The following is a 22,148-nucleotide window of genomic DNA, read 5'->3' as shown; positions in this document are numbered from 1 at the left end:
GTATTGAGGAGTGGAGGAAGTCATGGCGAAAGCAAAGAAGAGGAAATCGCAAAAACAAAAACAAGCATTAGAAAATGAAGTGTTGGTATATATATACTCTCTCGTCTTGATTGCTCTATGTATCATAGGCGGTTTGAAAATAGGATTTATTGGAGAACTAACGACAAGCTTCATTCAATATATTTTTGGAAATTTATATGGTGTCATTTATGGTGTTGTAATTGTATTTTGTATATTGTTGATGATGAAGAAATCAATTCGTGATATACCAATTAAATATATCATTGGTATTATAGTGATTATGTTAGGTTGGTTAATTGCGATGTCAATTCCAAAGGATCAAACCTTAAAAGGAATGGATATCTTTTCGAAGTATTTAAGTGATTCGGTTTTGATTTTCAAGAGTGAAGTGGCCGCGAGGGGAGGGTTCATTGGAGCCTTCTTAGTATCCATTTGTACGTTCTTATTTGATTATATGGGGACATGGATCATTGTTGGTGTTTTGGTTTTGTTAGGTGCTATTTTGATGTTGAATGGAAAAGCATTCGAGTATGTTAAGAAAGGGTTTGCCTCTTTGAAACGTCCGCTTGCTTTGATGAAGGAAAATAGCGCGAAGCGAAGCGTTAAACGCGCGGAGAAAAAAGAAGTAAAACAAGCACAACGAAATGCTGCAGAAGAAGAAAAATTAAAACAAGAACAAGAAACGATGTTTCAACGTATTGATTTAGATCAACGAGTGAAACCTGGGCAAGTGTCTTTCTTGGATATCGATGACGATTTTGATATTACAAGTGATGCTAGAACAACACAATATGAAAACATAGACAAACTTAAAAAAGATGAAGATGTAATTGTTGATGATGATTTGGAGATCGGATTTAAAACACCACCAACAAGTAATTCACAATCTATAAAAGCTGATGAAAATACACGTATCATAGAAGAAACAATTGGTCGTAAAGATACCTTTGTGTCTTCTTACATAGAAGATTATTCGAAGTATCGTTTACCACGTCAAACCTTATTGAATGATATAGGTAAGAAGAATCGTTCTGTAAGTAACATCAATGCGGCAAATGATTGTGGAAGACGTTTGATTGAAATTTTGGATCAATTTGGTGTAAAAGCATCGTTGATTGCGACACATATTGGACCTGCAGTTACAAAATTTGAAGTGAAACCAGATTTAGGTGTGCGTGTAAATAAAATTAGTAATCTTCAATATGATATTAAGATGGCTTTGGCCGCAAAAGATATTCGTATCGAAGCACCTATTCCTGGAAAGTCAGCGGTTGGAATTGAAATTCCAAACGTAGAAAAAACCAATGTAACTATGAAGGAATTGATGAAAAGTATTCCTGAGAAGTATGATGATAGTAAGTTGTTGTTTGCATTAGGAAAAGACCTGATGGGAAATAGCGTATATGGAGAATTGAACAAGATGCCTCACTTATTGATTGCGGGAGCAACTGGTAGTGGAAAGTCTGTATGTGTGAATTCTATTATTACAAGTATCTTAATGCGTGCAAAACCAGATGAAGTAAAAATGTTGTTAGTGGATCCTAAAAAGGTAGAGTTTACACCTTTTAAAGAAATTCCACATTTGATTGGTCCAGTTATTACGGATGGAGAAGAAGCCAATCGTGCATTGAAAGTAATCGTTACTATGATGGATAATCGTTATGAATTATTCTCTATGGCAGGTGTACGTAATATAGCAGGATATAATACATATATTGAAAATCATCCAGAGGATGGGTTACAGAAACTTCCTTGGATTGTTGTAATTATTGATGAGTTAGCAGATTTGATGTTAGTGGCGGCGAAAGAAGTCGAAGCAAGTATTCAAAGGATTACACAGTTAGCGCGTGCTGCTGGAATTCACTTGATTGTTGCTACACAACGACCAAGTGTTGATGTCATTACTGGAGTAATCAAAGCAAACATTCCATCACGTATTGCATTTGCGGTAAGTAGTGCGGTGGATTCAAGAACGATATTGGATCAAATGGGTGCGGAAAAACTACTAGGGTATGGAGATATGTTATATACACCAATTGGTGAAACTCATGCGACTCGTGTACAAGGTGTATTCGTGAGTGATGGGGAAGTACAAGATATCTGTGATTATGTATCCAAACAAGCAAAACCAAAATATGAAGATGCTTTCTTACGACTAGAAATGTTGGATGGAGGTGTTGGAATTGCAAGTAGTAGTGAGCAAGCTGGAGACCCATTGTATGATGAAGTAAAAGAGTTTATCATTTCTACTAGAAAAGCAAGTACATCCCTTATTCAACGTAAGTTTAGTATTGGGTATGCACGTGCTGCAAGACTGATTGATACCATGGAAGAAAATGGAATCATAGGTCCAGCTAGAGGAAGTAAACCTAGAGAAGTTTATATAAAGAATGAGGAGGAGTATTATGAGTAGAGTAAAAGACATTATTAGCGATCCTACACTAACCTACCAGCAAGAAGTGCTGGCATTGGCTCGTTTGGCAGAAAGTGATGATGATTCATTATATTTAGAACCGGATTTCATAAAGGCATTAGATGAAGAAGTTCTTTGCGATTTGAATGAAGGAAGAGCTCCTTATCGACCACGTTATATTTTACCTGATTATCGTATTTTGATGGAAAAAGGATGTTCATTCTTAGGACTACAACCTGCTACAGACATATGGGAAGCATGCAATAATCTATTGATTATGTATAAGCATGTTCCTAGTATTACGTCTTTCCCTGTATGGTTGGGCAATTTTTCTGAACTTTTAGAACCATTTGATGTAGATGAAGAAACAACAAAGAAAGCATTGCGTTTGTTCTTGTTACATATCGATAAAACATTAACAGATTCCTTTGTTCATGCGAATATTGGACCTGTAGATAATCGTGTTTCTAGAATCATTTTAGAACTAACGAAGGAGATGCAATTGGCAATCCCTAATATTACATTACTTTATGATCCAAATCGTACAAGTGATGATTTTGCGAAAGCATGTGTGGATTGTATGCTAGCAACATCAAAACCAAGCTTTGCCAATGATGTAATGTATCGTGGAGATGGCATTGGTGAATATGGAATTGCAAGTTGTTATAATGCGTTGAAAGTTGGAGGTGGAGGTTACACATTACCTCGTATCCGTTTGTTCAATGTAGCGACAAAATCGAAAGGAAAAGAAGATTTCTTAAACAACGTTTTACCATATTATGTAAATCTTATGTTGAGAAATATGGATGCACGTATACGTTATATCGTAGAAGAAAGCAATTTCTTCAAATCAAACTTCCTTGCAAAAGAAGGGTTTGTAAAACAAGAAAACTTTACAGGAATGTTTGGTGTTGTTGGGTTAGCGGAATGTTGTAATTACTTGCTTGGAATAAAAGATCCTAGTCTTGGATATGGAAAAAGTGAAGAGGCAACTGCATTCGGTATTGAAGTGATGAATGTAGTAGAATCATTGGTGAAAAATCACCATGGTATGTATTGTGAAGGTTGCAATAATCAATACGTATTACATGCACAAGTAGGAATTGATTCTGATGGACGTGAAAATTCACCAGGAGCACGTATTCCAATTGGTATCGAGCCTGATTTAAGCGATCATATTGAAGTGGAATGTAATTTTCATAAATACTTTGTATCTGGTATCGGGGATATCTTCAAATTTGATGATACATGGAACAATACGCAAGATGCATTACTTGATATTATCAAGGGTGCTTTTGAACAAGGTATGCGATACTTTACAGGGTATAATGCAGACAATGATGTTGTTCGTGTTACGGGATACTTAGTGAAAAAGAGCGAAATCGAAAAACTAGATCACAAGGAAGCTAGTTTAAATAATGTTACTGTATTTGGACAAGGTGCTAGAAATACTGCGAATGCATTGGATCGCAGAATATATGATGAGAGCTCCCGTAAATAAAATCATTCCGTTTTCAAATGTAGATGGTCCAGGAAATCGCTGTGCCATCTTTTTTCAAAGTTGTCCATTTTCTTGTTTATATTGCCACAATCCTGAAACGATACATATGTGTCAACATTGTGGTGATTGCATTACAACTTGTCCTGTACATGCGCTAAAAATGGAAGAACAAAAGGTGGTTTGGGACGCATCAATTTGTGTGAATTGTGATCAGTGTATTCAAACGTGTACACATTTGGCTTCGCCTAAAATAAAGAACATGAGTGTGGATGAAATTGTAGAAATCATTCAAAAAAAGAAAGCTTTTTTAAGAGGGATTACAGTAAGTGGGGGAGAGTGTATGAATCATGCTCCTTTCTTGTTAGAATTGTTCACAAAAGTAAAAGCTATGGGTTTAACTTGTTTGATTGATAGTAATGGATACCATGATTTCGAGTCCTATCCAGAACTATTAGACGTATGTGATGGAGTTATGCTCGATGTGAAAGCATCTGATTCTGTCTTTCATAAAATGTTGTGTGGTTGTGATAATCAAACAGTATTAAAAAACTTATCGTTCTTGTTAGAAAAAGGAAAACTGGAAGAGGTAAGAACTGTAATTTTGCCGAATCAAGATGAACAAAATGAAAAGACGGTACGCTATGTAAGTTCACTTATTCATGATAATGTTCGATATAAACTCATACGCTATCGCAAATATGGTGTAAGAACAGAAGGTCTTGAAGCATTGGGGAATGTAAATGTGAGTGAAGAATATATTGCTCGTTTTGTGAATATTTGCAAAATACTAGGTAATACTACAAATGTTGTGATATAACTATGACCTTTTCTTGATGTAAGGGCTTTAATTATTGACAAATACGTATAAAAAATGTAAAATTTCTATAGGACCATTAGGAAAGGTCAAGATGGAGGAAATTATGAACAAATTCAGTAAATTTGCTTTAGTTGCTGCATTAGCAACAACTACACTTGCGGGTTGCGGTAGTAGTGGTGACAGCAAGAAAGATGATTCAACATGTTCTATTCGTATCGGTTTCGTAACAGATACAGGTGGTGTTGATGACAAATCATTCAATCAGGGGTCTTGGGAAGGTATCAAAAAATATGCAAAAGATAATAATTTAGATGAAAGTTGTATTAAATACTTACAATCTAAGAGTGAATCTGATTATGAACCAAACTTGAGCCAATTGGCAGAAGATAAGTTCGATTTAGTTGTTGCGGCAGGTTATTTATTTGATAATGCAATGACAAAAGTTGCTGACAATTATCCAGATACAAAATTCTTTGTTATCGATACAGTTGTAGCAAAAGATAATGTTGAAAGTGGTGTATTTGCTGCTGAACAAGGTTCTTACTTAGCAGGTATGGCAGCTGCATTACAAGCAAAATCTCAAGGATCTGACAATGTTGGATTCATTGGTGGTATGGAAAGTGAATTGATTCAAGCATTCCAAGCTGGATTTGAACAAGGAGCAAAAGCAGTTGATCCTAACATGAAAGTTACAATCGACTATGCTGGAGCATTCGACAAACCAGATACAGGACAAACATTAGCTGAAAAACAATATGCAGCTGGCGTAAGCGTTATTTATCATGCTGCTGGTGGTACTGGTGGTGGAGTTATTAAAGCTGGTATCGCTCGTGCTGAAAAAGGTGAAAAAGTCTGGGTTATCGGTGTAGACCGTGACCAATATACAGATGGTGTTTATGGTAAAGATAAAAAATCAGTTATCTTAACTTCAGCACTTAAAAAAGTAGATACAGCTACATACAATGCAGCTCAGTCTGTTGTTGATAAAACTTATAAAGGTGGAAGTACTGTAACTTTTGACATCAAGAATGATGGCGTAGGAATGCCTGCAGAAAATCCTAACTTATCAAAAGAAATCTTGACTCAATTAGAAACAGCTATCAAAGAAATGAAAGATGGTAAAATCGAAGTTTCTAAGACACCTTCAATCCCAACTGGGTCAACTAAATAATTCGTAAAATTAGATTAGATAGCTGAGCGAATTAGCTATCTTTTCTTTTGCTTTAATTGTATTTTTTAACATCTCAAAACAACTGAATTTGTGATATAATTAAAACAGAAAAATATATAAGGAGGTACATTATGGAATATGCTGTCGAAATGCTAAACATTACGAAAGAATTCCCTGGTATTCGAGCAAACGATAATGTGACGGTACGCTTGAAAAAAGGTACTATCCATGCACTGCTTGGTGAAAATGGTGCAGGAAAATCAACACTCATGTCGATTCTGTTTGGGCTTTATCAGCCAACATCTGGAATCATCAAAGTCAATGATAAAGAAGTGAAGATACAAGATCCTAACGTAGCAACGGATTTAGGTATTGGGATGGTTCATCAACATTTTAAATTGGTAGAGTGTTTTACAGTAACTGAAAATATCATATTGGGTATGGAACCTACAAAATACAGAATGGTGGATATTAAAAAAGCAACCAAAGATATTTTGAAGCTAAGTGATCAATACGGTCTTAAAGTAGATCCAAATGCAAAGATATCAGATATATCAGTAGGTATGCAACAACGTGTAGAAATTTTAAAAATGTTATATCGAAATGCGGATATTTTGATTTTTGATGAACCTACAGCGGTGCTTACACCACAAGAAATCGAAGAGCTTATCAAAATTATGCAATTGATGATCAAAGAAGGAAAAAGTATTTTGCTTATTACGCATAAATTAAAGGAAATTAAACAAGTAGCAGACGAGTGTAGCGTATTACGCCGTGGGAAATACATAGGAACTGTAAATGTAAAGGATACATCTGAACAAGAAATGGCTGATATGATGGTTGGTAGAAGTGTTAATTTCAATATTGACAAGGCTCCAGCACAGCCAGGTGATGTGGTACTAGATATTAAAAATCTTACTGTTAAAAATGGGTCAGGATTGCCTGTTGTAAATGACTTCTCACTCCAAGTGCGAAAAGGTGAAATCGTTGGGCTTGCTGGAATTGATGGAAACGGGCAAACAGAACTTGTTTATGCATTATCAGGACTTATCAAAACTTCTAGTGGACAGATTTTATTAGATGGTAAAGATATTACAAACATGAGTGTGAAACAGCGCTGTAAAGAAGGAATGGGACATGTTCCTGAAGATCGTCATAAACATGGATTGATTTTGGATTTTATGTTGAAAGAAAATTTTATCGTTCATGCATATAATGAAGCACCATTTTGTAAGCACGGTATTATGCAAGTAAAACCAATCGATGCATATGCCGAAGAACTTATTCAAGAATTTGATGTTCGTAGTGGAGAAGGAAAGAATACACCTACACGAAGTATGTCAGGAGGGAATCAACAAAAGGCAATCATTGCTCGTGAGATTCATCGTAGTCCAGAATTGTTGATTGTTGTACAACCAACACGTGGACTTGATGTTGGGGCGATTGAGTATATTCATAAAAGAATCGTAAGTGAACGTGACAATGGTCGTGCAATCTTACTTGTTTCATTAGAATTAGATGAAGTGTTGGATTTATCTGATCGCATCGCTGTTATTTATGAAGGTAGTATGTGTGGTGAAATGGACGCGAAATCTACAAATGAAAAAGAACTTGGATTGATGATGAGTGGTTCAAAGCGAAAGGAGAGTGCTTAGTACATGAAAAAGAATCGTGATACATTAAAAATATCTCTGATTGCAATTGGACTAGGGTTATTGTTAGGGATTATCATAATGCTTGTTTCCGGACAAAATCCTATGGACCTATTCAAAGCATTATTAAAAGGTATAACAGGTATCAGTCCAGAATATGGAACAGGATTTAATCCACGATATCTTGGCGAGTTTTTAGTAACTAGTATGCCAATCATATTAACTGGTCTTTCCGTAGGGTTTGCTTATCGTACAGGTTTGTTTAATATTGGTGCAGAGGGACAGGTTATGGTTGGCGCAATGGCTTCCATTGTTGTGGCATTCTTAGTACCTCTTCCTCCAGTACTTCATGCAATTGTTGCAGTATTAGCAGGTGCAGTAGCGGGAGCTATCTGGGGATTTGTACCAGGTATTTTGAAAAGTAAATTCAATGTTCATGAAGTTGTAATTTGTATTATGATGAATTATACAGGTATGTATTTTGCGAACTGGATGATTCAAAAAATGCCAAATGCAACGGTATCAAAGACACCGATCATTCCGGAATCAGCTTCTTTAAGTTCTGAATTGTTGGAAAGTCTTACGAAGAATTCTAGATTGAACTGGGGAATTATATTCGTTATTATTGCGGTTTTATTGTATTGGTTCATTATAGAAAAAACAAGCTTTGGATATAGTTTGCGTGCGACTGGGTTTAATAAAGAAGGTGCTCGCTATGCTGGTATGAAAGTTGATCGAAACATCGTGTATTCTATGATGATTGCTGGTGCGCTTGCTGGTTTAGCTGGTGCGATAGTAGCATTGGGTACATTCAATATGGGACGTGTATTATCATCGTTTGAAAATTATGGTTTTGATGGTATTGCAGTTGCTCTTACAGGAGCATGTAATGCGGTTGGAATTGTATTGGCTGGATTACTATTTGGTTTATTAAAAGTAGTACAACCGATCTTGCAGGTTGCAGGTATTCCAAAGGAAATTGGAGAAATTATATCTGCTTCTATCGTATTATTTGTCGCAATGCAATATGGAATTAAGATGTTAATGAATAAGCTTTATAAGCGGAAGTCAAAAGTAGATGAAGGAGGTGACTCCAAATGAGTTTGCTTTATCAAATGTTTCCATTAGCCCTCGGGGTTGCAACTCCAATTATTATTTGTTCTTTAGGTGGTTTATTCTCTGAAAGAAGTGGAGTAGTAAACATTGCATTAGAAGGAATCATGTTGACGGGTGCATTCTTTGGTGCAACGACATGTGTATTCACTGCAGAATCATTAGGTAGTTTAGCTCCATGGGTATCTATTTTAGTCGGTATGGTAAGTGGTATTGCCATGTCTTGGATTCATGCATTTGCATCTATACGATTGAAAGCAGATCAAACTATTAGTGGTACTGCAATCAATATGTTGGCAACTGGATTAACTGTGTACTTATGTCAAATTATATTTGATCAACAACGTACACCTACCTTTACACAAACATTCTCTCGTATAGATATACCTGTGCTAAAGGATATTCCTTTTATAGGTGATTTATTCTTTACAAATATTTATCCAACGTTTTATTTAGCAATTGCTTTAGTGGCTATCACGTACTTTGTCGTATTCCGTACGAAATTTGGATTACATTTACGCTCTTGTGGTGAATTTCCACAGGCGAGTGCTTCTATGGGTATCCATGTTGAAAAGATGCGTTATATTGGAGTATTAACTTCTGGTGCTCTTGGTGGTTTAGCTGGGGCAATCATGGTGTTATCCATGGATATTCAATTCACTGTTGGTTCTATTCATGGTGTCGGGTTTATCGCTATGGCATGTTTGATTTTTGGTAAATGGAAACCATTAGGATGTTTAGGGGCAGGAATATTCTTTGGGTTCTCACAAGTATTGTCAAATTATTCTGGATCCATTCCATTCTTGAGCGGATTCCCATCAGAATTCTTTTACGCAATACCATATCTGTTAACAATTGTCGCACTAATCCTATTCGCAAGAAAATCTATTGGACCTAAAGCCTCTGGAGAAATTTACGATTCAGGTAAGCGATAATTAAAAGATTGTTGTGAATTATTCTTTGAAATTTAATGTGAGTGAATAAAAACATTATGAAATTAATGAATAGGAGATGGTTGAGAGACTATCTTCTTTTCATATGCAATTACTACATGGCATATGTGATAATTTAAAATTTTATTTGAATGGAATAAAAGCAAGATAATGGAGATTGAAAATTCTTTACATCACTTTGTATTAAGTGATATATTTTTGTTCTGTGAGTATGAAATGTTTGTTAGATGTAAAGACGAATATAGTGAAGTGGTTAAGTGATTTATCTTATAACGATTTATTATAGATGGTGAAATTAAAAAAATATTTCAAAATATTTAGGGTTTTAATATATTTTTTTCGTATATATATAATGAAGGGAGGTAATTGTATGAATGAAATAATTACCAAAGATAGAGAATTTAAAGATTTAGTACATGTTATTCGTGGGCAACAAGTGATGCTAGATAGTGATTTAGCAAAATTGTATGGTACAGAAGTAAAAAAACTAATACAACAAGTAAAGAGGAATATTGATAAGTTCCCTGATGACTTCATGTTTCAATTAACTATGAGTGAGGCAAACGAGAGTGCAAGGTCACAAAATGTGACCTTGAACAAACAAGGTAAAAACATTAAATATGCACCCTATGTTTTTACTGAACAGGGAGTATACATGGTGGCAACTATACTGAAAAATGAAATAGCGACACAACAAAGTATTTATATTATGAGATCGTTTAAAGAAATGAAGCACTATATTGTTGAAAATCAGCAATTTATTGGCAATGAAGAAATACTAAAATTATCTAATCATATTATTGATCAAGATAAAAGAATTACAGGTATTGAAACTACTATGGCTACTAAAACGGACATTGATAAAATTATGGAAAACTTTATTGATGACAAAAAAATTAAAGAGAAACTATTTTTAAATGGGCAAGTATTTGATGCAGTAGAAGCTTATATTATGATATATAAACAAGCTAATAAAAACATTTATATAATAGACGACTACATAAATATAAATACACTAAGTTTATTAGCGCACAAACAAAAGAATGTTGATATAACGATCTTTACTGGGAATAAAAGTGAACCTAAATTATCAAAGAATGAAGTAAAGAAATTTAATATTCAATATCCATCTTTATCTATAAGATACACAGATAAAGTACATGATCGATTTATTGTGATTGATTATGGCACTGATAATGAAAAGTTTTATGTATGTGGAAGCTCTAGCAAAGATGCTGGACAAAAAATATGTACGATTATACAATTGTATGATAAAGCAAAACTACATTTCATAATAGATGAACTATTAAAAAGTAAACTTTATGTATTTTAAAGAAACTCTTATTTTTATAAATGAATATTTTAAATTTATTACTTGATTGTTGCGTATAGTGTATGAAGGTTATATAACTTTACGAAACTATTATACGAAGGATAGATATTGTGATTACATATAATATTAATTGAATTCGTACGTAAGAAGGTATCATTGTAACGTTTAACAAGTATCACAACATAAAAGGATTGTTAATTTTTTTAGTTAAAAGTTACTTTGCGAATGAGATGCTTGTATATTAGAGTTGCATTCTCGTCTTTACATATAAAATATGGTACAATAATACAGTATGTATAAAAACAGTTTTTAGCATTTGTAAATAGGAACATACTAATGTTATGGAGGTAACACTATGGTAATAAATCAAGGAGTTAATTTGCATATATTGTCTACAAAGAAATTTAAAGACATTGGAATAAGCATTCGTTTTATGAATACTTTGGATAAAGAAAAAGCACCTGCAAGATCTTTGTTGGCATTGTTGTTGTGTGATCGTTGTGCAAAATATGATACTAAACAAAAAGTGAGTTCTCATTTGGATACTTTATATGGGGCATCTCTTTCAGCACAAACGATGGGATATGGAAAATCTCAAGTCATGGAAGTACGTATGAAAACAATGAATCCAAAGTACGCAAGTGATGGGGATGCATTGATGAGTGATATTTTTTCTTTTCTACATGAGATTTTATTTCAACCGTTAATCAAACAAGAAGTGTTTGAAGAAGCAAAGAGTATGTTGTTGGCAAAGATAGAACGAAATGAAGATGATCCTGCACAATATGCAATATCACAAGGCTTAAAACAAGCAGGAAAAGGCACGCCTCTTTCTTTGTCTGCACTAGGTGAAAAAGAGAATGTAATGGCATTAACGCTACAAGATATAGAAGATGCTTATCATGAAATGATAGAACAAGATAGTATTCATATGATTGTTTGTGGAGATGTAGAAGAACAAGAAATTCGTGAGATGGTGCAGAAGCATTTACCGTGTAAGGATAGAAATGCATCCGTTGAAACGTATTATACAGTATCAAATTCCATCCATGATGAATATAAAGAAGCTTATAAGAATATTTCTCAGACGAGTATCATGATGGTGTGGTTTAGTAATACTAGTGTGATGGATGAACATTATTATGCATTACGTGTAGCAAATGCAATCTTTGGCCAATATTCCACATCATTCTTGTTTCAAGAAGTTCGTGAAAAGAATAGTTTGTGTTACTCTATCTTTTCGAATCTTATTTCTTATGATGGTGCCTTAGGAGTAACTACGGGTGTTGAAAAAAAATACATCAAGAAAACGATTGCGCTTATTCGCGAACAGTTTGATCGAGTTGTAAATGGTGAATTCGATGATGCATTACTTGATGTAAGTAAACAGATGATTATCAATTCCTTAAAAGCAAGTAAAGATAACATGAATTCTTTGATTGCTTTACAGTTTCAAAATGATGTGTTAAATCGTCATGATACAACAGAAGACATTATTCAAAAGGTACAAGAAGTAACACGCGAACAAGTGATTACTATGATGAAAAAGTGCGAGTTAAAGATGACATTTGTATTGACACAGGGAGGTGATGATCATGAAACAAATTAAGAATGATCGTTATCAAGAGAGTTATGTAGAAGAAACTCTAGAGAATGGTTTGCATGTGGTTATATGGGAAAAACAAGATTATGAAAAAAGCTTGTTCATGATGGCAACGCCACTTGGTGCCATGGATTTGAAACAAGTAGATGAACAAGGAAGAGAATATCATTTTCCTGCAGGGATTGCACATTTTCTTGAACATAAGATGTTTGAAATGGGTGAAGAAGATGTCATGGATTTGTTTTCAAAAATGGGAGCGAATGTAAATGCATTCACTTCCTATAGTGAAACAGCATATTATTTTTCTACAAGCAATGATATTTATAAACCATTGGATCTTTTATTAGACTTTGTACAATCTTTGCAAATAACGAAAGAATCAGTTGAGAAAGAAAAGGGTATTATTGTACAAGAATTGAATATGTATAAACAAATGCCAGATAATCGATTATTGATGGAAACATTCTCTTCGCTTTATAAAAATCACCCATTAAAATATGATATTGGTGGAGATGATGAAAGTGTAAATTCTATTACATTGGAACAATTGGAAGAATGTTATCGCATGAATTATCATCCAAGTACAATGGTACTTGTAGGAGTAACCAATCAAAATCCTGAAAAGGTACTAGAGGCTATTAAGGAAAATCAAAAGAAGAAAGATTTTCCTGAAATATCAAATGTACATCGTTTGAAGTATGAAGAACCAAAAGAAGTACATCGTAAAAATTATAGCTTTACGATGGATGTATCTATACCTAAAATTGCGTATGCATATAAACTTGAAGGTGTAAAAAATGCACTAGATCGTGCACGAAGAGAATGGTGTTTGAAAACGATGCTGGACGCTTGTTTTTCGACATTAAATCCACTCTATCAGGATTGGATTGATCAAGGAATCATCAATGATTATGTGGGATGTGAAGTGGATCTTGGAGAAGATCATGGAATGTTGATGTTTTATGGAGAAACAAGAGATGAAGAAGCATTTGAAAAGATTGTATCTCAAAGTGTAGAAGCGATTGCGAATGCAAGTGTTAGTGATGAAGTGCTTCAACGTTTAAAGCGTCGCTATTTTGGACAATCTATTCGAAGCTTGAATAGTTTTGATGATATTGCGATTACCTTTGTACGCAATTACTTTGAAGGCTTGGATTTCTTTGAAGCTATGGATGTGTTGTATGATATCAACAAAGAAGATATTATCGAAGCATGTGCATGTCTTAATGGAGTCGATGTTTGTAAGGTAGAATTAAAGCCAGAAAAATAGGAGTAAATTTGTACGTATTTGTATAGGAAGTGTAAAAAGAGGCCACTTGAGCCTCTTTTTTATATTTTATATCATATTTTATCAATGAATTTACAAATAAGTGAGTTTGTGAAGATTGCATATTTTACGGATAATATAAGCAATAAGGGAGGGATGCCTATGCGGTAGGTGAGCGTTGGAATAAAAAACAAAGAAAGGAGTCGATACTATGAATATCGTAGCATTTGTTGGACAAATTGTTGAATTACCAAAGTTACGTGAATCTGCGCAAGGAAATAAGTTTGCCACTATGGTGGTTAGAGTTGGTCGTCCATTCCCAAATAGTGATGGAGTGTATGAACAAGATGATTTAACCTTTACCTTGTGGAAAGGGATTGCGGAAACTACGACCCAAATTGCAAATGAAGGGGATCAAGTCGCAATCAAAGGTAGATTACAATCTCATACATTTGAAGGGAATGATGGCTTAACACATCGTTCTTATGACTTGATTGCAGAAAATGTTTCGTTCTTGTCAAAAAAAGAAGTATAAAAAAATCCAGTTTGCACTGGACTTTTTTTATGACTATCTGTTGTAGAATTCTACTACTAACAATTCGTTGATTTCTGCATTCAACTCACTGCGTTCTGGAAGACGAAGGTAAGTACCTTTTTTAGCATCTTTGTTTACATCTACGAAAGCTACTGTGTTCAATGTTGCTTCTAAAGCTTCATTGATTGCTTTCATACTTTGTGATTTTTCTTTTACTTCAATAATTGTTCCTGGTTTTGCAACGTAGCTAGGAATATCCACTTTTTTACCATTTACTAAAATGTGTCCGTGGTTAACAAGCTGACGAGCAGCACGACGAGTACGAGCAAATCCCATACGATATACAAGGTTGTCTAAACGAGATTCCAACAAGCATAAGAAGTTGTCACCCTTAACACCTTTCATCTTACTAGCTTTTGTGAATGTGTTGTAGAACTGACGTTCATTCAATCCGTACATGAAACGAATTTTCTGTTTTTCACGAAGCTGTAATCCGTAGTTTGTAAGTTTGATACGTTTTGTAGGTCCATGTTGACCTGGTGCATAAGCACGTTTTTGAAGCTCTTCTCCAGTTTCTAGAATAGAGAATCCTAAACGACGGGATGTCTTCCAAACTGGTCCTTTTACTCTTGACATTATATGTCCTCCTTATTGTTTCAGCTACAAAACAATAACGATGCAAACATCTTAAACTGTGTTTCTTTCCATGATGCTTTCACCCTAGCGAAAGGGGTACTCGCGATACCGTAGAATCTACGTAAGAAACGCTTTTTCTAAGACTTTACATTCCGCTATCCATTTTATTGCCACTATACTATACCAAACATGCCTAAAGATGTCAATCAGAACTTTCTTTTCCTGTTACAAGTCGAAGAATTGATGTGGTCGTGCAAAGTGTTTGAAAAGATGATGATATATCCTAATAAAAACTATGAAAACTTACGAAAATATAATTTCTTAATTTAGTGTTTTATGTTACAATATATACAGTGAAAATCAGTGAAAGAGGTGCCTATATGGATAATTTTATCAATCGTATAAAAAACATTGTTTCCTTGGATGTTTTGATTTATATTGTGATTGCGCTTGTTGCGATTATATTGCTTACAATTATAATGTTGGTGATTCGTAAAAAACGGGCTACGAAGCAATTGGAAGAATTAGAACTTCAGTATAACTCGTTGAAAGGAATACCTCTTGCGTTTAAATTAAACAAGGCTGTTGCGTTATCTCGTGTGAACGAAGATATGAGTGCGCAAGTAGATATTTGTAAAGCAGACTTTGATGAGATTCAAGAGAAGCTTAAAAACTGTAGTGTAGAGCTTGCGGAAATTGATGATATGATTTATGGACATAAAGTCAAAGGCGCAAAACGCAAAATGGATTCTTTGGTATTCGATTTAGAGTTGTGTGAAGCGGATGCGAAAAAAATCAATATGGTCTTGGATGACATCTTAGAACAAGAGAATGAACAACGAGTACATATCAATGCATTGAAAGAACAATTTCGTGCTATTAAAAAAGTAATTAATGATAATCGTACTTCCTACTCACAAAGCTATGAGTATTTAGAAACGGAAGTCATCACGATTGAAAAGATGTTTTCTAAGTTTGAAGAATGGATGTTTGCCTCAGAGTTTAACAAAGCTGCAGATGAACAAAAAGAAATTGGAGAATCCATTCGTCATTTAGAAGATATCGTACAAGTTTTACCTTCTCTTTATGAACGTGCAAAAGGTGCTTTACCAAGAGCGATTGATGAGGTAGGATATGCATTTGCACAAGCAAAGAACAAAGGGGTTTATCTTGAACATTTAGAAGTTCGTAAGAACTTAGATGTTATCAGTGATATGTTGAAATCTGATTTAAATAAACTTCGTAACGGAAATCCTGAAAACGTAAAAGAGGATTTGGATGATTGTGAAACAAGGATTGCTCAACTTTCTGAACAAATCAGTATGGAAGAGCGTGCCTTTAGTGAAGTAGATGACAATGTTGATATCTTGTTTAAGGATATTCGTGAAGTAAACCAAAGTGTAGAAAGCATTCATGAATTGTACAATCGTGTTTATGAACGATTCGGATTTGAAAATTGGACTGAAAAATTGAAGGATGCAGATCATAGATTAGAAGCTTTGAATGATATGCAACGTAAATTAGATAAAATTGTTGGAGAACATAAAGTTCCATATACTACGATTTTAATTGCTTATAAAGAACTAGAACAAAGCGCATCAAGTTATCGCAGCGATGTTTCTGCGATGATGGAGAAACTAAACAGCGCTTGTAGCGATGAGGAACGTGCGAAGAAACAACTTATCAAACTACAATTGATTTTGAATGAAATTCGTGTAAAGATGTCAAAACATCGTTTACCGAATGTATCGGTGCAATATGAAGAAGATTTATACAAAGGAAATTCGATGATTAAAGATATTCATGTCATCCTTGATAATTCTCCTTTGGATGTAAAACGTTTGAATAATGAGTTACGTGATGCGATTGATTTTATTTATACATTATATAACAACGTGAACAATTTGGTAGGAATGGCAATTATGGTAGAAAATACAATTGTATTTGGAAACCGTTATCGTTCTTCTTATCCTGAAATTGATTCCGAGTTAACACGTGCTGAGTTATGTTTCAGAAATGGACAATATACAAAAGCATTGAAAATTGGTATCCAATGTATTGAAAAAATGCATCCAGGTTCCTATGAAAAATTGATTAGTCGTAAAGATCCAAGCATTATGAACGCGGAGCAATAACGTGATTTATTTAGATTATGCATCTACGACACCAATTCGTAAAGAGGTGTTGGATACATATACAATGTTACTTACAAAGTATTATGGAAATAGTGACTCCTTACACGATATAGGTCGTGAAAGTGCGAAACTAATGGAACAAAGCCGTGCATCCGTTGCACAGCTTTTCCATGTTCGCTCAGATGAAATTTTTTTCACTTCTTGTGCAAGTGAGTCAAATAACTATGTAATCAAGGGATATGCTTGGAAAAATGATTATAAAGGAAAACATATTATTACGACTTGTGTAGAACATGCTAGTATTCATATGGCATGTGAACAGCTAAAAGAGCATTTCGGGTTTGATATCACATATTTGCCCGTGAATGAAAAAGGAGTTGTTTCACTAATTGATTTGAAAAATGCTTTACGTAAAGATACAATTCTTGTATCAATGATGATGGTAAATAATGAAACGGGAGCGATTAACCCGATCAAAGAGTGTGCAGACTACGTACATGAACATAGTAGAGCTGCCTTTCATATGGATGGGGTACAAGCATTAGGTAAGGTTGAACTCGATTTATCTTGGGTGGATATGGCTACGTTTTCTGCTCATAAAATCTATGGTTTAAAAGGAAGTGCAATCTTCTATAAACAAAAGAATATAGAAGTCCTTCCATTGATCAGTGGTGGTCAACAAGAGAATGGTTATCGAGCAGGAACTAGCAACGCTCCAACCAATATTGTGTTTGCGAAAACATTACGTTTGATTTTGGAAGAACAGAAAAACAATTACGAGTATGTAAAAAGACTAAACAACTATCTTCGAGAAGAACTGGGGAAGATGAAGGATGTGTGTATCAATAGTGATACTGAAGGCTCTCCCTATATCCTTAATGTTTCTTGTTTGAAGGTGGGAAGTGAAATTATGCTAAATGCATTGAACGAAAAAGGGTTTGCGGTTTCGGCGCAAAGTACTTGTTCATCAAAGAGTAAGGCGATATCACAAGTGTTGTTAGCTATGGGATTAGGAGAAGTACGTGCTACCCATGCCGTACGTATTTCATTATCGCATTTGACAACACAAAAAGAAGTAGAAGCATTTATACGTGCATGGAAGGAGATTGCTCATGACTATCGAACAAAATAACATTGTTTATGACCATATTCTGGTCCGCTTTGGTGAACTATCCACAAAAGGAAAGAATAAAAAAGATTTTATCAAACGTTTATTAACGAATATGAAAAACGCATTGCGAGAATTCGAGGCTTTAACGTACGAAAGAACACATGATCGTATGTATATTATGCTAAATGGAGAAGATCCTAAAAAGGTAAGCGAACCACTGGCAAAGGTATTTGGCATTTCTTCTTTTTCTTTTGCAATACAAGTTCCAAGTGATATTGAAGAAATTAAGAAAACAGCCCTCATGGTTGCGAAAGAAACAAGTGGCGATACTTTTAAAATTGAAAGTCGTCGTAGTTATAAATTGTTTCCAATGATTTCAGATGAAATCAATCGGGAACTGGCGGGAGAAATCTTGCGGAATACGGAATGGAAAGTGAATGTAAAGACTCCTGATTTAAGGATTCAAGTAGAATTACATGAAGATCATACCTATATTATGACAAATAAAATCCCTGGTGCTGGTGGATATCCAGTAGGAGTTGGTGGAAAAGCACTTGTGATGTTATCAGGAGGAATTGATTCCCCTGTAGCAAGTTATCTAATGATGAAACGTGGGATTTCCATTGAATGCATTCATTATGCATCACCTCCATATACCAGCAAAGCTGCACAAGATAAAGTGTTGGATCTTGCTAGAGCAATCGCTCCTTATCAAGGACATATACGTGTACATGTAGTTCCTTTTACAGAACTACAATTGGCAATTTATAAGCACTGTGATGAGAGTTATGCAATTACCATTATGCGTCGTATGATGTATCGTATTGCGCAACGCATTTGTGAGAAACAAAATTGTCTTGCGATTGTAAATGGAGAAAGTATTGGACAGGTTGCATCTCAAACTTTAGAGAGTATGCAAACAATCAATGAAGTTACACAAATGCCAGTGATTCGACCAGTCGCATGTCTTGATAAATTAGAAATTATTGATTTGGCAAAGAAAATCAATACGTACGAGACATCAATTTTACCATTTGAAGACTGTTGTACGATTTTTACTCCTAAAAATCCAGTGACCAAACCAACGCTACATAGAGCACAACGTTTGGAATCTAGATTCGATTTTGAGACTTTATTAAATGAGTGTATTGAGAAAACAGAAAGTATCAATATATATCCTAGCGTTAAGGTGGATGAAGATATTTTCTAGTATAAAGTAAAAATCCTCAGGCATACTAAACTTGAGGTGAGAAAAATGGAAAGAAGAAAACAGTTTAACGAAAAACAGGTTGAACAAGATCTTTACCAGTACGAAATGGGTATCGAATTAGGTGCTGAACTGGAAAATCAGAAGAGAAATCATGAGTCAGAATATGACAAAGAAAATTCTTGCGAAGATTTCAAAGAAAACTTCAATAACCAGCTCCGTAACAACCAAAATCGTAACCAACGTAACAACAACCAAAAGAATAACGAACGTTAATTCTGCGAATTGATAGACACCCATTGTGGTGTCTTTTCTTATATCGTATAGAATTATATAATTATTTACGATTGTCATCATGTTTTGAAAGGAATTATGCTATAATTTTTAAATTGGAAGGTGATAGTATGTTGGTATGTCCGAAATGTAAGGGTCTATTACAAAAGAACGGCTCTAGTTATATATGTGAAGATCATCACTGTTTTGATATCGCAAAACGTGGGTATGTAAATTTATTGTTAGGGAATCACAAAACAAGTGGAGATGATAAAGAGATGATCATCGCTCGAACAAGATTTTTATCGCACGGTTATTATCAACCACTTTGTGATAAATTAATAGAAATTGTTAAAGAACTTCGTCCAACATCTCTTGTGGATGCAGGATGTGGTGAAGGGTTTTATACAAATCAGATTACGAAGGCTCTTCAAGAATGTGAAGTATATGGCTTTGATTTATCAAAACATGGAGTAGATGAAGCGTGCAAAGCTCATACAAGTGCAGTATATGGAGTTGCGAATGTCTTTCATTTACCTTTAGCAGATGCGTGTGCAGATGTGGTATTGTCGGTCTTCGCTCCTTTTGATGAGGAAGAGTGTGCTCGTGTACTAAAAGAACACGGTGTATTTATTAAGGTTGGGCCTGGTCCTCAGCATTTAATGGATATGAAAAATGTCTTATACGAAGAAGTATATGAGAATGAAAAGAGTGAACGTTTACAAAGTATGTTTACCTTTGAAGAAGAGTATTATGTGGATTATGAAACATGTATTGATGGACATGATGATATTTGGGCTTTGTTTCAAATGACTCCTTATTTTTGGAAATCTCCAAAAGAGGGAAGTAATCGACTTCGTGAGCTACAACAACTTTCTACACGTGTACAATTTCATATCGAAGTATATAGAAAATAAAAGTCTATAAACACGATTATGAACCTTTTACAACAATTCATCCATATGATATAATGGACAAAACAAAGGAATGGAAAGGCGGTTTTTGGTATGGCATTTGAATCATTAAGCGAACGTTTAGGGAAGGCGTTTAAGAATATAACGGGGAAAGGTAAACTTACAGAAAAAAACATGAATGACATGTTGCGTGAAGTACGTATGTCATTATTAGAAGCAGATGTAAATTATGCTGTTGTGAAAGATTTCATTGCGAAGATTAAAGAACAAGCACTAGGCGAGGAAGTTATGAGTTCCTTAAATCCTGGACAAATGGTTGTGAAGGTTGTTCATGATGAAATCGTGAATTTATTAGGTAGTGAAGATGCACCTGTAAATTATAAAAAAGAAGGTATTAGTACCATTATGATGGTAGGTCTTCAAGGAACTGGTAAAACAACAGCTGCGGCTAAGATTGCCAGTGTAATGAAGCGTAAGCAAAATAGAAACCCATTGCTTGTTGCATGCGATGTGATTCGTCCTGCGGCAATTGAGCAGTTAAAGACCTTAGGAGAAAGTATCGGTGTAGAAGTATTCTCTTTAGGGGTAGAAACGAAAGCTTTAGAAACAGCAAAAAAAGCAATGCTATATGCGAAAGAAAAAGGATATGATACGGTCTTGTTCGATACGGCAGGTCGTTTGCATATCGATGAAGAATTGATGCAAGAATTAGCGGATATCAAGGCAGAAGTTCAACCAGATGATATCTTATTAACGGTCGATGCGATGACAGGACAAGATATCGTTAATGTCGCAAGTAGTTTCCATGAACAACTATCTGTTACTGGATTGGTCGTTACAAAATTAGATGGGGATTCTCGAGGTGGTGGTGTTTTATCTGTACGCACCATTACCAATGTACCAGTGAAGTTTGTTGGTCTTGGTGAAAAAATTGAAGATTTAGATGTATTCCATCCAGATCGTATGGCAGATCGTATTCTTGGTATGGGTGACATCATGACATTGGTGGAACAAGCGCAAGAAAAAATGGATTTAGAAGAAAGCGCAAAAGCAGCCAATCGTATGATGAGTGGTAAATTTACATTAAACGATATGTTATCACAATTTCAACAGCTTAAGAAAATGGGTTCATTAGGTGGAATTATGAAGATGATTCCTGGTATGAGTCAAATGGCTGGACAGCTAGATGAAGCAAAAGCAGATAGCAAAATGAAGAAAAGTGAAGCCATTATATTAAGTATGACACCAGAAGAAAGAGAAAACCCAGAAATTCTTCGTGCTTCTAGAAAAAACCGTATTGCGAAAGGTAGTGGAACGCAAGTAGCGGATGTAAATCGTGTAATCAATGATTTTGAAAAAATGAAGACGGTTATGAAACAAATGGGAAGCATGGGTAAAAATGGTATGGGGAATATGTCTGGATTGGGTGCTATGAAAAATATGCGCAACATGAATAAAATGATGCGTGGTGGCAAAGGGAGAAAATTCTAAAC

General features: G+C 34.8%; 18 protein-coding genes. 17 read left to right on the top strand and 1 reads right to left on the bottom strand.

The features are described from left to right. Positions 1–22 precede the first annotated feature (22 nt). The 11 genes from ACWG42_RS09505 (at position 23) to ACWG42_RS09455 (ending at position 14,379) form a co-directional block, all read left to right on the top strand. Positions 23–2,434 (top strand): DNA translocase FtsK, encoded by a 2,412-nt coding sequence (locus ACWG42_RS09505; RefSeq protein WP_455791861.1) that lies wholly within the window; start codon positions 23–25, stop codon positions 2,432–2,434. After that, positions 2,427–3,935: a YjjI family glycine radical enzyme gene (locus ACWG42_RS09500; protein WP_455791859.1), complete on the top strand. Its 1,509-nt coding sequence runs from the start codon at positions 2,427–2,429 to the stop codon at positions 3,933–3,935. Before ACWG42_RS09505 ends, ACWG42_RS09500 begins: the two co-directional genes overlap by 8 nt. Then, entirely contained in the window at positions 3,913–4,752 is an 840-nt protein-coding gene (locus tag ACWG42_RS09495; protein ID WP_455791858.1) for a YjjW family glycine radical enzyme activase, read from the top strand. The genes ACWG42_RS09500 and ACWG42_RS09495 overlap by 23 nt, the downstream gene beginning before the upstream one ends. 103 nt (positions 4,753–4,855) lie before the next feature. Continuing rightward, entirely contained in the window at positions 4,856–5,923 is a 1,068-nt protein-coding gene (locus ACWG42_RS09490) for a BMP family lipoprotein (protein ID WP_455791856.1), read from the top strand. A gap of 131 nt (positions 5,924–6,054) precedes the next feature. Beyond that, a complete protein-coding gene (locus ACWG42_RS09485; protein ID WP_455791854.1) occupies positions 6,055–7,578 on the top strand; it encodes an ABC transporter ATP-binding protein in 1,524 nt (507 codons plus the stop codon). 3 nt (positions 7,579–7,581) lie between these two features. Next, on the top strand, positions 7,582–8,676 hold the full coding sequence (locus ACWG42_RS09480) for an ABC transporter permease (protein ID WP_455791852.1): 1,095 nt from the start codon (positions 7,582–7,584) through the stop codon (positions 8,674–8,676). Next, positions 8,673–9,623, top strand: coding sequence for an ABC transporter permease (locus ACWG42_RS09475; RefSeq protein ID WP_455791850.1), 951 nt, complete (start codon positions 8,673–8,675; stop codon positions 9,621–9,623). The genes ACWG42_RS09480 and ACWG42_RS09475 overlap by 4 nt, the downstream gene beginning before the upstream one ends. A 388-nt stretch (positions 9,624–10,011) precedes the next feature. Then, entirely contained in the window at positions 10,012–10,974 is a 963-nt protein-coding gene (locus tag ACWG42_RS09470; protein ID WP_455791848.1) for an ORF6N domain-containing protein, read from the top strand. Between the two features lie 355 nt (positions 10,975–11,329). Next, positions 11,330–12,583: an EF-P 5-aminopentanol modification-associated protein YfmF gene (yfmF, locus tag ACWG42_RS09465; protein WP_455791846.1), complete on the top strand. Its 1,254-nt coding sequence runs from the start codon at positions 11,330–11,332 to the stop codon at positions 12,581–12,583. Further along, positions 12,570–13,847, top strand: coding sequence for an EF-P 5-aminopentanol modification-associated protein YfmH (gene yfmH, locus ACWG42_RS09460; RefSeq protein ID WP_455791844.1), 1,278 nt, complete (start codon positions 12,570–12,572; stop codon positions 13,845–13,847). Before yfmF ends, yfmH begins: the two co-directional genes overlap by 14 nt. Before the next feature lie 208 nt (positions 13,848–14,055). Then, complete coding sequence (locus tag ACWG42_RS09455; RefSeq protein ID WP_455791842.1) at positions 14,056–14,379, top strand: single-stranded DNA-binding protein; 324 nt, start codon at positions 14,056–14,058, stop codon at positions 14,377–14,379. A 33-nt stretch (positions 14,380–14,412) separates the two neighbouring features. On the opposite strand, the gene rpsD is transcribed toward ACWG42_RS09455, so the two are convergent. Further along, a complete protein-coding gene (rpsD, locus tag ACWG42_RS09450; protein WP_455791840.1) occupies positions 14,413–15,015 on the bottom strand; it encodes a 30S ribosomal protein S4 in 603 nt (200 codons plus the stop codon). A gap of 380 nt (positions 15,016–15,395) precedes the next feature. Between rpsD and ACWG42_RS09445 the strand changes: the two genes are divergently transcribed. From ACWG42_RS09445 to ffh, 6 genes are all read left to right on the top strand, one after another. Further along, complete coding sequence (locus tag ACWG42_RS09445) at positions 15,396–17,150, top strand: septation ring formation regulator EzrA (RefSeq protein WP_455791838.1); 1,755 nt, start codon at positions 15,396–15,398, stop codon at positions 17,148–17,150. A 1-nt stretch (position 17,151) separates the two neighbouring features. Next, positions 17,152–18,282, top strand: a complete 1,131-nt coding sequence (locus tag ACWG42_RS09440; RefSeq protein WP_455791836.1) for a cysteine desulfurase family protein — start codon at positions 17,152–17,154, stop codon at positions 18,280–18,282. Continuing rightward, positions 18,263–19,471 carry a tRNA uracil 4-sulfurtransferase ThiI gene (gene thiI, locus ACWG42_RS09435; RefSeq protein WP_455791834.1) on the top strand — a complete coding sequence of 403 codons (1,209 nt, stop codon included), beginning with the start codon at positions 18,263–18,265 and terminating at the stop codon, positions 19,469–19,471. Before ACWG42_RS09440 ends, thiI begins: the two co-directional genes overlap by 20 nt. Before the next feature lie 45 nt (positions 19,472–19,516). Beyond that, entirely contained in the window at positions 19,517–19,744 is a 228-nt protein-coding gene (locus ACWG42_RS09430) for a hypothetical protein (RefSeq protein WP_455791832.1), read from the top strand. A 128-nt stretch (positions 19,745–19,872) separates the two neighbouring features. Next, positions 19,873–20,658: a putative RNA methyltransferase gene (locus tag ACWG42_RS09425; protein ID WP_455791830.1), complete on the top strand. Its 786-nt coding sequence runs from the start codon at positions 19,873–19,875 to the stop codon at positions 20,656–20,658. A gap of 90 nt (positions 20,659–20,748) precedes the next feature. Then, a complete protein-coding gene (gene ffh / locus ACWG42_RS09420; RefSeq protein WP_455791828.1) occupies positions 20,749–22,146 on the top strand; it encodes a signal recognition particle protein in 1,398 nt (465 codons plus the stop codon). Positions 22,147–22,148 lie beyond the last annotated feature (2 nt).

The organism is Amedibacillus sp. YH-ame10, assembly GCF_053848885.1.
Note: the sequence above shows the minus strand (reverse complement) of the source record. Positions and strands in the feature narration are given on the sequence as shown.

Bases quoted from the DNA above. Each gene is read 5' to 3' on its own strand.
- ffh (WP_455791828.1), top strand. From the start codon at position 20,749: ATGGCATTTGAATCATTAAGCGAACGTTTAGGGAAGGCGTTTAAGAAT.
- ACWG42_RS09485 (WP_455791854.1), top strand. From the start codon at position 6,055: ATGGAATATGCTGTCGAAATGCTAAACATTACGAAAGAATTCCCTGGT.
- ACWG42_RS09500 (WP_455791859.1), top strand. From the start codon at position 2,427: ATGAGTAGAGTAAAAGACATTATTAGCGATCCTACACTAACCTACCAG.
- rpsD (WP_455791840.1), bottom strand. From the start codon at position 15,015: ATGTCAAGAGTAAAAGGACCAGTTTGGAAGACATCCCGTCGTTTAGGA.
- ACWG42_RS09480 (WP_455791852.1), top strand. From the start codon at position 7,582: ATGAAAAAGAATCGTGATACATTAAAAATATCTCTGATTGCAATTGGA.
- ACWG42_RS09475 (WP_455791850.1), top strand. From the start codon at position 8,673: ATGAGTTTGCTTTATCAAATGTTTCCATTAGCCCTCGGGGTTGCAACT.
- thiI (WP_455791834.1), top strand. From the start codon at position 18,263: ATGACTATCGAACAAAATAACATTGTTTATGACCATATTCTGGTCCGC.
- ACWG42_RS09505 (WP_455791861.1), top strand. From the start codon at position 23: ATGGCGAAAGCAAAGAAGAGGAAATCGCAAAAACAAAAACAAGCATTA.
- ACWG42_RS09490 (WP_455791856.1), top strand. From the start codon at position 4,856: ATGAACAAATTCAGTAAATTTGCTTTAGTTGCTGCATTAGCAACAACT.
- ACWG42_RS09470 (WP_455791848.1), top strand. From the start codon at position 10,012: ATGAATGAAATAATTACCAAAGATAGAGAATTTAAAGATTTAGTACAT.
- ACWG42_RS09495 (WP_455791858.1), top strand. From the start codon at position 3,913: ATGATGAGAGCTCCCGTAAATAAAATCATTCCGTTTTCAAATGTAGAT.
- ACWG42_RS09430 (WP_455791832.1), top strand. From the start codon at position 19,517: ATGGAAAGAAGAAAACAGTTTAACGAAAAACAGGTTGAACAAGATCTT.
- ACWG42_RS09455 (WP_455791842.1), top strand. From the start codon at position 14,056: ATGAATATCGTAGCATTTGTTGGACAAATTGTTGAATTACCAAAGTTA.
- yfmH (WP_455791844.1), top strand. From the start codon at position 12,570: ATGAAACAAATTAAGAATGATCGTTATCAAGAGAGTTATGTAGAAGAA.
- ACWG42_RS09425 (WP_455791830.1), top strand. From the start codon at position 19,873: ATGTTGGTATGTCCGAAATGTAAGGGTCTATTACAAAAGAACGGCTCT.
- yfmF (WP_455791846.1), top strand. From the start codon at position 11,330: ATGGTAATAAATCAAGGAGTTAATTTGCATATATTGTCTACAAAGAAA.
- ACWG42_RS09445 (WP_455791838.1), top strand. From the start codon at position 15,396: ATGGATAATTTTATCAATCGTATAAAAAACATTGTTTCCTTGGATGTT.